The sequence below is a fragment of the Dongia sp. P2_B8 genome (assembly GCF_056404715.1).
Genome location: NZ_JBFUDM010000003.1, coordinates 66,939 through 79,647 on the forward strand (window position 1 = coordinate 66,939; position 12,709 = coordinate 79,647).

Here is a 12,709-nt window from a genome sequence, read left to right on the forward strand (position 1 = left end):
CGTCAGGCCGGGGGTTCATCAGGCTGGGCGGGGCAGGCGTCGCACGGAGCGCCGTCTCAAGAGGCGGCGGCTGCCATGATAGCCGAGGCAGGCCATCAGGATCGCCCAGGGCAACGCCCCCAGCCACAAGGTAAATCCCCAGTCGAGGAACAGGTGCTGGATCTTGGCCAGGAACGGCTGGTCAGCGGCCAGCAGAGACGCGATCTCGGCATAGCCGGAGAGATCCTGCCATTGTCCGAGCAGCAGGCGGCCGGTGATGAAGAAGCTGAAGTAGAGTGGCAGTGTCACCAGCGCGTTGGTGGTCCAGGTCCAGGCCAAGGCCAGCGCCAGGTTGAAATGCCAACCCAGCAAATGCCGGGTGATGAGCCAGATGGCGAAGACCAGCGGCATGCGCAGGCCGAAGGTCGGCGTGAAAGCAAGGCCAAGGCCGATCATGGTGGCGCGGATCGCTGGCTCCGGCGCCTGACGGCAGCGCCGCAGCGGCACCATCATACGAAAGCGGAGCTGGCGGTGGCAGCGCCGGAGGATGGCGGCGGGCCGGTGCAGCAGCCATGATGCGCGGTGGATGGTCATGACGCATCATGGCTGGTGACGCATGACAGGCTTGTGTCAAGGCTGCCTTGGCAAAGGCGCCGGCCTGTATTGCCGGCCTATATTGTCTGTGCGCCGTCGAAGGCGGCACCCCTCTCAAAAACACGACGCTTTTGTCGCAGCAGATCCTGCTGCTAGGCTCCGCGCTCCGGCTGCTATATTTGCCGGCAAAGGAGTCCAAGACATGTCCACGACATTGAGTTTCTTCGGCGCAGCCGGCACCGTCACCGGATCGATGTATGTGCTGGCGACGCCCAAGGCGCGCATCCTCATCGATTGCGGCATGTTCCAGGGGCCCAAGACGCTCAAGGAGCTGAACTACCGGCCGTTTCCCTTCGACCCCACGAAGCTCGATGCGGTGCTGGTGACACATGCGCATATCGATCATTCGGGGCTGCTGCCCAAGCTGGTGCGGGCGGGCTATCGCGGTCCCATTCACGCGATCCGGGGAACCGCGGAGCTCCTTGACTGGATGCTGCCGGATTCGGCCAACATCCAGGAAAGCGAAGTCGTCCAGCTCAACCGCCGCCGCCGCCGTTCCGGCGAGGACGAGATCGAGCCCATCTATACCCAGATGGATGCCGCGCGCTGCCTCACCCAGCTGCGCGGGCTCGACTATCAGGTCTGGCTGCAGGTGGCGCCGGGGATCAAGGCGCGCTGGTGGAATGCCGGGCATATTCTGGGATCGGGGTCGATCGAGCTTGTGGTAGAGACCTTCAATCCCGCTCAACCACAGTTGAAACTGATGTTCTCCGGCGACCTCGGCCCGAAGAACCCGGCCCTGCAGGAAGCTGCCGAAGGACCCAGCGATCTCGACTATCTGGTGATGGAATCAACCTATGGCGACCGCACCCGGCCGCATATGGACGATTCTCAGCGTCAGGCCACGTTGCTTGGTGAAATGCGCGATGCGCTGGCGGCCGGCGGCAATGTCATCATTCCCGCCTTTGCGGTCGAGCGGTCGCAGGAGCTGCTGTCGGATCTTACGACCTTGATGGCTGATGGGCGCCTGCCGCGCGTCCCGGTCTATCTTGATTCACCGCTCGCCATTCGCGCCACCGAAGTATTCGAACGCCATGCGCATACGCTGGATGTGACGCCGGCAGGAGAGAGTCCATTCCGCGCGGCCAACATTCATTTCACCACCTCTCCTGAACAGTCGCAGCAGCTTAATCGCATCAATGGCGGCATCGTCATTATCTCGGCCTCCGGCATGTGTGAGGCGGGGCGGATCCGGCATCACCTGCGCAACAATATCTGGCGCCCGGATGCCACTGTCCTGCTGACCGGCTTTCAGGCCCCGGGAACGCTGGGCAGACTGCTGGAGGAGGGGGCTGAGCGCGTCCGGATCATGGGCGAGGAACTGGTGGTGAAGGCGCGCATCCGGCGGCTCGATATCTATTCCGGCCATGCTGACCAGACCGATCTGCTCGACTGGGCCAAGGCGCGCCTGCCGATCAGCCGCGGCATCTTTCTCACCCATGGCGAACCGCAGGCCCTCGCTGGCCTGGCGCAGGGATTGGTCGCGCAAGACGGCGTGGATGCGGAGCGCATCGTGACACCATCACTCGATCAGGCCTATCAGCTTGATCGTGACAAAGGTCCGCTGCTGCTGCCGGAAACGGCACCGGCGCGCCTGTCAGGTGATACCGCGACCGATGCCGTGGCGCGCGGGTGGGATTGGCACAACGAGATGTCGGCTTTCAACCTCGACCTGCGGCGGCGCCTGCAGAATCTGGGCAGCGACAAGGCGCGTCTCAAAATGATCCGCGATTTGGAAAAGGTGGTGAGCGGGAAATGACCCCACCGCTACGGCGGCGGGGTCTGGCTTAAACTTTAGGCCGCCACGGGATGCGTCGCCAGATGATGGGCGACAAGCTTGCCCAATTCGCGGACAGCCGTCTTCGTGAAATCCTTGTTGATCTCGGCCGTGATCAGCTTTTGCGTGGCCGACGACAGTTTCCGGCGCAGATGACCGAGTGCCGTTGGCGGTGCTGCCAGAATGACGGCGTCACACCGGCCGGCATCGACGGCCTCCGCCAGTTTTGCTGCGACCTGGTCCAGAAACCGTTCTTCGGCCTGTTCATGTGGGTCGACGCGCGGCGTGAACGCCCCGCTACCGCTGCCAGCGCTGGGTTGCATGCGGCCGGGCTCGTCGGTCAGCAGATCGCGCGACGGCACGCCTTGATGTTCGAATTCGAAATCCGTTTCAGCCTCCGGCATCTGGTCTTCGCCGTGATAGCGGTAGGCACGCGCGCGCTGGCCATCGGCCAGCACCAGCCAGGTTGTCTTGCGTTTCATCGATTATTCCCCGCAAAGTTTCGATTGCCCTGTCCCTTGTGACATGGGGCCCGCCAAGGCATTCACAAGCGGTAATCGGTCGCAGGCGTGTTAAATCCGACGTAATTCCAGCGTCGCCGTCAGGTTTCGGGCCGTTGTGGCGATATGTTCATGCAGCAGGGCGCGAGCACCCTCGATATCGCGCGCGCGGCACAGATCCACCAGGCCTTGATGCTCCCGGTAGCCACGGGTGCGGCCCTCGGCGGACAGGGTGATTTCCAGGCGCAGATAGCGGTCGATATTGTCGTGGACGCGCTTCAGCAATTTCAGCGTCACCGGCCGGTCGGCTGGCAGATACATCACTTCATGCAGGCGCCAGTTGAGTACGCCCCAGCGTTCGAGACCGTCCGGGGCGCGGCTCTCATCGATGATGGCATCCAGGGCGGCAAAATCGTCTTCGTCCATCCTGGGGATGGCGCGCATCAGCAGGCCTTCCTCCAACGCCATGCGCAGCTCGAACAGTTCCTCGACCTCGGCCAGCGATAAGGGGGCGACCACGGCCCCCTTGTGGGCTACCAGCGTCACGAAACCTTCGGCCGCGAGCTGGGAGAGGGCTTCACGCAGCGGAATGCGGCTCACCCCCAATTCCTTGGCGACGTGCTCCTGGCGGATGGGATCGCCTGCCTTGAGCCGCCCCGCAAGGATACGGGCGCGCAGCACGTCGGCCACTTCCTCCGTCATGGTGCGCTTCAAAATGATGCCGTCGTCGGCCATGAGATGTCCCGGTGTGATGCCCTGTTGACTCATTTCGCATATTGTATACAATATTCAAATTGGAATTTCAACCACCAACCCTGCTTTTGGAGAGAAAAGATGAGCGTTTCGGTGACTTGGGCGGGCGTTTTCCCCGCCGTGACTACCCAGTTCAAGGCGGATGAGAGCCTGGATCTGGCGTCGACCCAGAAGGAGATCGAGGCGCTGCTGAAGGCCGGGGTCAATGGCCTGATCATGCTCGGCACCTGCGGTGAAAACTGCTCGCTGCAGCCCGAGGAGAAGCGCGCGATCCTCAAGGCCGCCAAGGAAGTGGCCGGCGGCAAGGTGCCAATCATCTCCGGTGTCTCCGAATTCTCCACGGCTTCCGGCATGCAATATGCCCGCGATGCAGAGGCGATCGGCATCGACGGGCTGATGGTGCTCCCCGGCATGGTCTACAAATCGGATCCGCGCGAGACGCTCAACCATTTCACCAAGGTGGCCTCAGCCAGCGGCCTGCCGGTGATGATCTATAACAATCCGCTGGTCTATGGCGTCGACATCCGCCCCGAACAGCTCAAGGCCTATGGCGATGTGAAGACCATCGTCGCCATCAAGGAATCCTCGGACGACGTCCGGCGCATCACCGATCTTCACAATGAGACCGGCACCCGCTTCAAGATTTTTGCCGGTGTCGATGACCTCGTGCTGGAAAGCGCTGTGCTTGGCATCGATGGCTGGGTCTCAGGCCTCTCCGACGTGTTCCCCGACGAAGCCGTGGCGCTGTGGAGCATGTGCAAGGCCGGCCGCTATGAAGAAGCACGCACGCTCTATCGCTGGTTCACGCCGCTCCTCCACCTCGATACCGAGATCAAGCTGGTGCAGCACATCAAATTGGGCCAGCAGATCGTGGGTCTTGGCACCGAGACGGTGCGGGCACCGCGCATGGTGCTGGCGGGTGAAGAGCGGAAACGCGTGATCGGTCTTTATGAGACCGCGCTCGCCAGCCGCCCGCAGCTGAAGAAAGCGGCTTGATCGCCACGAACTTCCTATGAAAAGCGGGCCCGGTCAGCAGACCGGGCCACGTCGCCGCTGCCCTGGTCCGGCGTGCCATCGTCGTCGCCGGACGGATTATCGTCGGCACCGTCATCGCCAGCCTCGCCAGTTTCACCTTGATCGTCGCTGCCATCACCAGATTCGCCATGGTCATCGCTGCCGTCACCACCGGATTCGCCGTCGTTGCCGCTGCCGCTTTCACCGCCACCACCGCTGTTGCCGCCCCCCTCACCACCGTCGCCACCGCCATCGGCATGAGCCGCGACCGACAGGGGGCCTGCCGAGAGGTGGTCGAGGCTGACTGGCGCCATGCTGAGGGCAGCGGCCAAAGCGAGAGTTGCCGTTCCGCTCAAAAGCACCTGACGGGCTAGGTAGCTGCAGCTGGTCTTCTTACGATTAATGAACTGGATCATGTCGTCCTCCTCGTTGTTGGCGCCCCCAAGAATCTGATCGGGAATCCGACATTGGAGCCGCATCGACGAAGGGCACTCTAGAGAGCGCCACCTGACGCGACCCTGAGGCGCTATTTCAGCTTGGCTTAAGGTTGGAAAGTGCTTGTTATAGAGAGGGCAAGATATGTCCGGCCGGTCGGCCGGTCCCCCTCTGCCCAGGAACGTTTCGTCCCAGGGAAGTCGAGTGCGCATCGTGGCACCCTTTGCTGCTTTCAAACCGGCATTCATCTCCAGGCGGCCTTATCTCGCCGTGGCGGCGCTGTGCTGTGCTGCTGGTCTGACGGCGCTACCCGTGTTACGGCCGGCCTGGGCGCAGGAATGCGCGGCCGGCGCCAACCCTCCGGATGCCGCCGGCACCTCTGCCCTTTATGGAGAGCTTGCCGAGAGTGTCAGCGCTGAACCCCTCTCGGTGGATATCACCGCGCGTGCCATCGGCGGCAGTTGCACCTGGGTCTACGAAGTCAAAGTCCTGACGGCTAAGGGCAGCGTGGCTCTGCTCGACTTTGACCTCGTGGACCTCGGCCTGCGGCATGTCGAAGGTGCCGCCGACGATCCGGAAATTGCCAAACTCTATGAACGGCTGAACAGCCGCGACAAAGCTGGCAATGCGGATGAGGACCACCCGGCCGGCACCGGCGATGACGACGGGCCTGATTCCGGCGGCAACGGTGATAGCGGCGGTGGTGATGATTCGGGCGGCAGCGAGGGTGGCTCATCTGGCGGTGGCGGCTCGGGTAGCGGCGGATCAGATGGCGGTAGCGAAGGTGGTAGCGGCGGTGACGGAAGTGGCAGTGGCGGAAGTGGTGGTGGCGGTGAAGGCGGCGAAGGTGGTGGCGATGATTGAGATGGTTGCAGCATGCGCATCCTGATTGTGGAGGATGACCGGGATTTGCAGCGTCATCTGGCGACGGCGCTGACGGCGGCCGGCTATGCGGTTGATACCGCCAGCGACGGCGAGGACGGTCATCATCTGGGCGCCACGGAAAGTTACGACGCGATCATTCTTGACCTCGGTCTGCCGCAGCTGGACGGACTTTCCGTTCTTGAACGATGGCGCAAGGACGGCGTCACGGCGCCGGTCCTCATCCTGACGGCGCGGGATGCCTGGACCGAGAAGGTCAAAGGTTTGCGCACCGGCGCCGACGATTATGTCGCCAAGCCATTCCAGATGGAGGAGGTGATCGCACGCATCGAGGCGCTGATCCGGCGTGCCAAGGGCATTGCCAGCGCCGTGCTGACGGTCGGCCCCCTGACACTCGACAGCGCACAGAACATGGTCTTCCGCGATGGAAGCCCGATCGTCATGACACCACTCGAATACCGCCTGACTGCTTACCTGATGATGCGGCGCGGCGCGGTGATCTCGAAGACCGAGATCACGGAACATATCTATGACCAGAATTTCGACTGCGACAGCAATGTCGTCGAAGTGCTGATCAATCGCCTGCGCAAGAAGCTCGGATCCGGCATCATCGAGACCCGGCGCGGCCAGGGTTATGTGCTGGCGCTATGAAGGCCTGGCTCGGCACATTATTTCCGCATTCCCTGAAGCTGCGGCTGATGGCGGCGGCATCGATCTGGGCGATCCCGGTGCTGGTGCTGGCTGGCGCCCTCCTGCTATGGACGTTCCGCAGCCACCTGGAGCGGCAGCTGGATGACGAGCTTGCGGCCTATCAGCGTGAATTGCTGGCGGCGGCCAGCATCGACAAGGTGGGCAGGTTGACCTTGGCCTATATCCCCGCCGATCCGCGCTTTGCCCGGCCGCTCAGCGGCTGGTACTGGCAGGCGGCCTTGGGCAATGACATCGTCCGGCAATCGGTCTCGGCCGGCCCGATGGGGGATGGCGCCCTGCCGCTGCTCTCTGCGCAGGACGGCATCACCGAACTGAATGGTCCCGGCGGCCGAGAACTGCGCGTGTTCCGGCGCCAGGTGACGCTGCCGGGGACGGCGCAACCCGTGACCGTGCTGGTGGCAGCACCCTGTGACGAGATCGACGCCGACGTACATCAATTCGCCTTCCATATTGTCGTGACCTTCGTTGGCCTCGGTGTTGCCTTCCTGATCGCAATCTATCTGCAGGTGGGATTCGGCTTGCGGCCGCTTTCCTCCCTGCGGCGTGAGATCGCCGCCATCCGTAACGGCCGCGCCGAGCGATTGAGTCGGATTTTTCCGAACGAGATCGAACCCGTGGTGACGGAAGTCAACGCGCTCATCGACCACAACCGGCATTTGATCGAGCGGGCCCGCAACGAGGCCGGCAACCTCGCCCATGCGCTCAAGAACCCACTCTCGGTCCTTGCGCACGAGATCGCGGGGCTTGAGGCGGACAAGCGGCGGGTCCTCGCAGCTCAAATCACCTCCATCACCGGGCAGGTCGAACGGATATTGAAGCGCATCCGCACCGCCGGACCATCGGCTGCGGGACATGCCCGCGTCGAGCTTGCCGAGATCACAGAGGATCTGGTGTTCTCGCTGGGGACGATCCATCGCGACCGGCATCTATCGCTGGCGACGGACATCGATCCGGCCGCCGCCTTTGCCGGCGATCGTGGCGACCTCATGGAGATGCTGGGCAATCTCGGCGACAATGCCTGCAAGTGGGCGCGCTCTCGCGTCCACATCACAGCTCAGCGCAAGGGCGACCGACTGTCGGTTGCGATCGAAGATGATGGCCCAGGCATTGCCCCGCCGGTGCGCGATGCCGTGCTCACCCGCGGTCGGCGGCTGGATGAACAGGTGCCGGGTTCCGGTCTCGGCCTCGATATCGTGCGCGAGATCGTGACGCTCTATCGCGGTAGCCTGTCCCTTGGCGATAGTACTCTGGGCGGCTTGCGGGTCGAACTCGATCTGCCGGCTGCTTAAAATCCTGGTGCCTAGCGTCGCTCCTCCAATGCCTTCAGCGCTTCCTGCAGCACCGTCTTGGCGCGATCGGCTTCTGCGTCGGTGACGCGGGTGAGATCGAGATGGAGATCGAGGCCATTGATATGTTCGCTCAGGATCTGCGCCTGTTCGCCAGGGCCGGCACGCAGGCCGTCGACGACATAGGGCACGACCTCGCGCGCGATGCCCTTCATGGTGATCGGCGGCAGCGGATGCGCCATCACCATATCTTCCGTGAGCGCGAAGGTCTCGTAACTGAGGACGATCTGGCCGGCTTCGGCGACTGATTGCAGGCGCGCCGCCAAATTCGCCTCGGCACCGATGATGGTATAGTCCATGCGGTCGTTGCTGCCGAAATTGCCGACATTGCAGAAGCCGGTATTGATGCCCATGCGCACGATGAACGGCTCCTCGGTTCCCTCATGGCGCCATTTGGTCTTGAGCTCGCCGAGGCGCCGCTGCATCTCCATCGCCATGGCAAGGCAGGCGCGCGCATCTTCCGCCGCTCCCTTGGTTTCCGGATCGCCGAAGAAGACCAGGATCGCATCGCCGATGAACTTGTCGAGCGTGCCGCCATATTGCTGAGCGATGCTCGACATCTCGGTCAGATATTCGTTGAGCATATGCGTCAGGGCTTCGGGCTGCAGCCGTTCGGTGGTCGCGGTGAAATCCTTGATGTCGGAAAAGAAGATGGTCAGGCGCTTGCGCTCGGTGTGCACCACGACGTCGCGCTGGCCGCTGAAGATGCTCTTGTAGATTTGCGGCGACAAATAGCGCGATATCTTCATCGAGACGGATGCCAGGAAGGCATTGGCGGTCTCGAGATCGCGGTTGATGCCGCTGATGGTACGGGCCTGCTGGCGCTGCAGCAGGATGAAACCGAGGCCCAGAGCGCCAACGAAAATGAAATAGGCCAGCAGATATTTGAACGAGAAGATGCTGCCGGCCAGCGACTGGCTGATGATCACTTCCTGAATGCCGCGTACATCGCCCACCTTCCAATCCGTCTTTGGGCTGTCGGGATGGCTGTTATGGCATTTGACGCAGGCGGCTCCCATCACCACTGGCGTGGCCAGGCGGAAGGAATCGGTGAAGCCGCGCCAGGTGAAATCGGTGGCAACCGCCGTGGGATCGGTGCGCAGTTTTTTTAGGGCCGCGACCTCAAACGCATCCATCTGATGCGCGGCACGTCCCTTGAAGGGCAGGTCCGACATGAAGCGATAGGTGATGTTGGCTTGCTTCTCGCTGATGACGCGGCCGAGCTCCAGCGACAGGGTGGCTGGAATCGGGATGGCACCCGGAATGGTTTCGTAATTGTGGGCGACCTTGGTCATGCCGTCGCCCGCCAGCACCCGGCCCACCACATTGGTGGCGTAATAGCTGCGGATGCTGGTAATGACGGAACTGAGGTCCGCCGCCTGACGGTCGAGCGCGGACTTGGAAAGTGCGCTGAGATCCAGCCAGACCGCGAGCGGCAGCCCCGCCAACATGACAAGCACGAGAACGGCCAGCAACCAGGCCCGCTTGTTGACCCGGCTGGCCGTCGTTACATCCGCCTCGCTCATCCCCGTGCCCCCCGGCTTGTCATGCACTTTTATAGGTCGTGGCCCGCAGGGACACTAGGGGAATGATGTAACAGGATGTGGCTGCTGCTGATTAGCCAAGCGCATTGCCACCGCGCAAAGCCTGGTCGAGATCGTCATAGAGGTCACCGGCATCTTCGAGCCCGACCGAAAGGCGCAGCATGTCGCTCGGCACCGGGCTGTCTGGTCCCTCGATGCTGGCGCGATGTTCGATGAGGCTTTCGGTGCCGCCAAGCGAGGTCGCACGCTGCCACAAGCCGACCCGTGATGCAGCAGCGAGTGCTGCTTCCCTGCCGGCCTTGACGCGGACCGACAGCATGCCGCCAAAGCCGCCTTGCATCTGCCGCCTGGCGATGTCATGGCCCGGGAAATCGGTGAGGCCCGGATAAAGGACGGCACTGACCGACGGGTGCCCGGCGAAACGCTCGGCCAGGGTCTGCGCCGTCGCCGCCTGCAGGCGCACACGGGGAAAGAGCGAGCGCATGCCGCGCAGCAGCAGCCAGGCTTCGACCGAGCCGATGATGGCGCCCAGCGTATAGCGCACCTCGACGATGCGGTCCCAGGCGGCATCCGCCACGCGCGTCACCAGCGCACCGGCACAGATATCGGAATGGCCGTTGAGATATTTGGTGGCCGAATGCATCACGATATCCGCACCCAATCGCAGCGGTTGGGTGAAGACCGGCGTTGCGACCGTGGAATCGACAGCGAGCCGTGCGCCGGCCTGATGGGCAAGGATCGCGCAGGCCCCGATGTCGGTCACCGACCAGAGCGGATTGCCCGGCGTTTCGATCCAGATGAGCTTTGTCCTGCCCGGCCGGATGGCGGCCGCGAGGGCCGGCAGATCGGTCATGTCGACGAGGCTTACCTCAAGTCCCCATTCGCTGGCATAGCCGGTGAGCCAGCGGCGCAGCGACCAATACATCATCTGCGGCACAATCACATGATCGCCGGGACGGAGGCCCATGAAGACCGACGTGGCGGCGGCCATGCCGGAAGCGAACAGGGCGGCGGCAGCACCATCTTCCAGCTTCGCAAGGAGCGCCTCGGCCTGGTCGAAGGCCGGGTTCTGGTCGCGGATATAGGCCCGCTCCGACCCATAGTCTGGCGCCCGCAGAAAGGTGCTCGACATGTGAATGGGCGGCGTCACCGCCTGCGTCTCTTTATCCACCCAGCCCAGCGCCTGAGCGGCGAGACTCTCCGGCCGCCAATCCCGATCCTGCATCAATCTCTCCTGCCAAAGGGGCGCGACGCCACTCTAAGCAGCAGCGTGCCCTGATGGAAGGACGATGCGGTTTGGCAAACGCCTCAGCTCACCGCAGGTCCGGTCTCGGTAGCGGGGCTCACGCCGCCTTCGGCAGCAGGTGCCAATCATGGGCTTTCAGGAAGGCGCGCAGCCTGTCTGGATAATCCGGCGTCACGGCAGCGACGACGCTGGGGCGCACTGCCAATGCCCGGCGCCAGGCCGCAAGGCGCGGCCGGTTCGTGAACAGGCCAAGATCGGCATAGGCCTCGAACACCTCGAAATAGCGGAAGGCCGGTGCAAAGACCGCATCGACCAGGGAGAAGCCGGCGCCGGCGAAATAGGGTCCGTCACCAAGCGCTGCTTCGAGGCGTGCGAATTTGGCATCCAGCGCTTGGCAGGCGGCATCCAGGCTCGCCTCATCCTTCGCCGTTTCCAGGCGCCAAATATCGCTTAAGGCGGCCGAACCGAATTCCATCCAGCCACGATGCCGGGCGCGTTCGATGGAATCCGCGGGGTGCAGTTGCGCTCCCGGCATCGCCTCCTCGACATATTCGGCGATGACCGAACTCTCGAAGAGGACAGTCTGCCTGCCATCTCCGTCTTCGACCTGCAGCAACGGCACTTTGCCGAGCGGCGACAGCGCCAGGAACCAATCCGGCTTGTTGGCGAGGTCGATATAGACCTGCTCGAAGGGAGCGCCCTTCTCGCGCAAGGCGATGGCGACGCGCTGCACATAGGGGCAGAGATGATGGCTGATAAGGGTCAGTTTGCGCATGATGACAGGACCTTGCATGAGGGACACACGGCCGATCTGCCCACTCTGTACCTGGCGCCAATGACAATCGATCGGCAATATTGGCAATCTCATTTGCATTTTCGCAAATGACGATCCGTGCTAAATTGCCGCGATGGATGATTGGAACGACCTCAAGCTGATCCTCGCGATCGCCCGCGCCGGCGGCCTCACCGGCGGCGCCAAGGCGCTCGGCATCAATCACTCGACCGCCTTCCGCCGCCTCAACGCGCTGGAAGAGAAAATCGGCGTGCGCTTGTTCGAACGCCTGCAGGGCGGCCAATATGCGCCGACCCCGGCCGGTACCCAGGCGACTCTGGTGGCCGAGCGGATGGAAACCGAAACCCATGCGCTGGGGCGCGAGATTGCCGGGCGCGACCACAGCCTCGCTGGACGCCTGCGCGTGACCTCATCGGAGACGCTGGCCTATCGCCTGCTGACCACGGAGCTGGCGCGCTTCCGGACTCTGCATCCTGGCATCGAGGTGGAACTTGCCATCGACAACCGAATCTTGAGCCTGTCGCGGCGCGAGGCGGACATCGCCTTGCGTGTCGCGCGACCGAAGGAGCCGGATCTTTACGGTCGCAAGCTTGCCGATGCCGCCTGGACCATCTACGGCGCCCCCAAACTGCTGACGCGCCTCAAACGGCCAAAGAAGACGGTGGCAATCGATCTTGGCAGTCTTGCCGGCGGCCCTTTCATCGGCTGGAACACAGACGCAGCCGGTATCAACGCCGCCGATTGGCTGGAGCGCATGGCCGGGCCCGGCACCATCGTCTACCGCGCCAACAGCCTCATCAACCAATTGTCGGCAGCCAAGGCCGGCATCGGCCTTGCGGTATTGCCTTGCTATCTCGGTGATCTCGAACCTGGCATCAAGCGCGCCCTCAAAGGCCCCATCAAGGCTCTCGAGCGAGAACTCTGGATCGTGACCCACACGGACCTAAAATCCACCGCCCGCATCCGCGCCTTCTTCGACGTCGTCGGCGAAGGATTGATTGCACAGCGGAAGCTCTTTGCAGGTGAACGCGCTGCGTAACAGATGCTGGATATCGGCAAAGGCGATGCGACGAGC

At 63.1% G+C, this 12,709-nt stretch carries 13 protein-coding genes; 6 read left to right on the forward strand and 7 right to left on the reverse strand.

Features of this window, described 5'->3' with window-relative positions; translation table 11 throughout:
- Positions 1 to 18 precede the first annotated feature (18 nt).
- Complete coding sequence (locus tag AC1DWZ_RS07975; RefSeq protein WP_477168346.1) at positions 19 to 573, reverse strand: DUF2062 domain-containing protein; 555 nt, start codon at positions 571 to 573, stop codon at positions 19 to 21.
- A 202-nt stretch (positions 574 to 775) separates the two neighbouring features.
- On the opposite strand from AC1DWZ_RS07975, the gene AC1DWZ_RS07980 reads away from it, so the two are divergent.
- Positions 776 to 2,392: an MBL fold metallo-hydrolase RNA specificity domain-containing protein gene (locus AC1DWZ_RS07980; RefSeq protein ID WP_477168347.1), complete on the forward strand. Its 1,617-nt coding sequence runs from the start codon at positions 776 to 778 to the stop codon at positions 2,390 to 2,392.
- Between the two features lie 35 nt (positions 2,393 to 2,427).
- Here the strand turns inward: AC1DWZ_RS07980 and AC1DWZ_RS07985 are convergent, their stop codons facing one another.
- Positions 2,428 to 2,892, reverse strand: coding sequence for a host attachment protein (locus AC1DWZ_RS07985; protein WP_477168348.1), 465 nt, complete (start codon positions 2,890 to 2,892; stop codon positions 2,428 to 2,430).
- 90 nt (positions 2,893 to 2,982) lie between these two features.
- Positions 2,983 to 3,645 carry a GntR family transcriptional regulator gene (locus tag AC1DWZ_RS07990; protein WP_477168349.1) on the reverse strand — a complete coding sequence of 221 codons (663 nt, stop codon included), beginning with the start codon at positions 3,643 to 3,645 and terminating at the stop codon, positions 2,983 to 2,985.
- Between the two features lie 99 nt (positions 3,646 to 3,744).
- Between AC1DWZ_RS07990 and AC1DWZ_RS07995 the strand changes: the two genes are divergently transcribed.
- Positions 3,745 to 4,659: a dihydrodipicolinate synthase family protein gene (locus tag AC1DWZ_RS07995; protein ID WP_477168350.1), complete on the forward strand. Its 915-nt coding sequence runs from the start codon at positions 3,745 to 3,747 to the stop codon at positions 4,657 to 4,659.
- A gap of 14 nt (positions 4,660 to 4,673) precedes the next feature.
- Here the strand turns inward: AC1DWZ_RS07995 and AC1DWZ_RS08000 are convergent, their stop codons facing one another.
- The gene (locus AC1DWZ_RS08000) at positions 4,674 to 5,093 is read right to left on the reverse strand and encodes a hypothetical protein (RefSeq protein ID WP_477168351.1); all 420 of its coding nucleotides are present in this window, start codon (positions 5,091 to 5,093) and stop codon (positions 4,674 to 4,676) included.
- 223 nt (positions 5,094 to 5,316) lie between these two features.
- On the opposite strand from AC1DWZ_RS08000, the gene AC1DWZ_RS08005 reads away from it, so the two are divergent.
- From AC1DWZ_RS08005 to AC1DWZ_RS08015, 3 genes are read left to right on the forward strand one after another with little or no spacing between them, the layout of a single operon-like run.
- The gene (locus tag AC1DWZ_RS08005; RefSeq protein ID WP_477168352.1) at positions 5,317 to 5,976 is read left to right on the forward strand and encodes a hypothetical protein; all 660 of its coding nucleotides are present in this window, start codon (positions 5,317 to 5,319) and stop codon (positions 5,974 to 5,976) included.
- Positions 5,977 to 5,988: 12 nt separating this feature from the next.
- A complete protein-coding gene (locus tag AC1DWZ_RS08010) occupies positions 5,989 to 6,645 on the forward strand; it encodes a response regulator (RefSeq protein ID WP_477168353.1) in 657 nt (218 codons plus the stop codon).
- On the forward strand, positions 6,642 to 7,994 hold the full coding sequence (locus AC1DWZ_RS08015) for an ATP-binding protein (protein ID WP_477168354.1): 1,353 nt from the start codon (positions 6,642 to 6,644) through the stop codon (positions 7,992 to 7,994). Before AC1DWZ_RS08010 ends, AC1DWZ_RS08015 begins: the two co-directional genes overlap by 4 nt.
- An 11-nt stretch (positions 7,995 to 8,005) precedes the next feature.
- Here AC1DWZ_RS08015 and AC1DWZ_RS08020 read toward each other — a convergent pair whose 3' ends face one another.
- The 3 genes from AC1DWZ_RS08020 to AC1DWZ_RS08030 all read right to left on the reverse strand — a co-directional run bounded on the left by AC1DWZ_RS08020 (position 8,006) and on the right by AC1DWZ_RS08030 (position 11,709).
- Positions 8,006 to 9,577: an adenylate/guanylate cyclase domain-containing protein gene (locus tag AC1DWZ_RS08020; RefSeq protein ID WP_477168355.1), complete on the reverse strand. Its 1,572-nt coding sequence runs from the start codon at positions 9,575 to 9,577 to the stop codon at positions 8,006 to 8,008.
- Positions 9,578 to 9,668: 91 nt separating this feature from the next.
- Positions 9,669 to 10,820, reverse strand: a complete 1,152-nt coding sequence (locus AC1DWZ_RS08025; protein ID WP_477168356.1) for a trans-sulfuration enzyme family protein — start codon at positions 10,818 to 10,820, stop codon at positions 9,669 to 9,671.
- A gap of 118 nt (positions 10,821 to 10,938) precedes the next feature.
- Complete coding sequence (locus AC1DWZ_RS08030; RefSeq protein WP_477168357.1) at positions 10,939 to 11,709, reverse strand: glutathione S-transferase family protein; 771 nt, start codon at positions 11,707 to 11,709, stop codon at positions 10,939 to 10,941.
- A gap of 40 nt (positions 11,710 to 11,749) precedes the next feature.
- Here AC1DWZ_RS08030 and AC1DWZ_RS08035 point away from each other — a divergent pair, with 40 nt between their 5' ends.
- Positions 11,750 to 12,673: a LysR family transcriptional regulator gene (locus AC1DWZ_RS08035; protein WP_477168358.1), complete on the forward strand. Its 924-nt coding sequence runs from the start codon at positions 11,750 to 11,752 to the stop codon at positions 12,671 to 12,673.
- Positions 12,674 to 12,709: the final 36 nt, after the last annotated feature.

Excerpts from the sequence above, each read along its gene's own strand:
- AC1DWZ_RS07995 (WP_477168350.1), top strand. The coding sequence starts at position 3,745 with ATGAGCGTTTCGGTGACTTGGGCGGGCGTTTTCCCCGCCGTGACTACC.
- AC1DWZ_RS07975 (WP_477168346.1), bottom strand. The coding sequence starts at position 573 with ATGACCATCCACCGCGCATCATGGCTGCTGCACCGGCCCGCCGCCATC.
- AC1DWZ_RS08025 (WP_477168356.1), bottom strand. The coding sequence starts at position 10,820 with ATGCAGGATCGGGATTGGCGGCCGGAGAGTCTCGCCGCTCAGGCGCTG.
- AC1DWZ_RS08030 (WP_477168357.1), bottom strand. The coding sequence starts at position 11,709 with ATGAGATTGCCAATATTGCCGATCGATTGTCATTGGCGCCAGGTACAG.
- AC1DWZ_RS08015 (WP_477168354.1), top strand. The coding sequence starts at position 6,642 with ATGAAGGCCTGGCTCGGCACATTATTTCCGCATTCCCTGAAGCTGCGG.
- AC1DWZ_RS08020 (WP_477168355.1), bottom strand. The coding sequence starts at position 9,577 with ATGAGCGAGGCGGATGTAACGACGGCCAGCCGGGTCAACAAGCGGGCC.
- AC1DWZ_RS07980 (WP_477168347.1), top strand. The coding sequence starts at position 776 with ATGTCCACGACATTGAGTTTCTTCGGCGCAGCCGGCACCGTCACCGGA.
- AC1DWZ_RS08010 (WP_477168353.1), top strand. The coding sequence starts at position 5,989 with ATGCGCATCCTGATTGTGGAGGATGACCGGGATTTGCAGCGTCATCTG.
- AC1DWZ_RS08000 (WP_477168351.1), bottom strand. The coding sequence starts at position 5,093 with ATGATCCAGTTCATTAATCGTAAGAAGACCAGCTGCAGCTACCTAGCC.
- AC1DWZ_RS08035 (WP_477168358.1), top strand. The coding sequence starts at position 11,750 with ATGGATGATTGGAACGACCTCAAGCTGATCCTCGCGATCGCCCGCGCC.
- AC1DWZ_RS07985 (WP_477168348.1), bottom strand. The coding sequence starts at position 2,892 with ATGAAACGCAAGACAACCTGGCTGGTGCTGGCCGATGGCCAGCGCGCG.
- AC1DWZ_RS07990 (WP_477168349.1), bottom strand. The coding sequence starts at position 3,645 with ATGGCCGACGACGGCATCATTTTGAAGCGCACCATGACGGAGGAAGTG.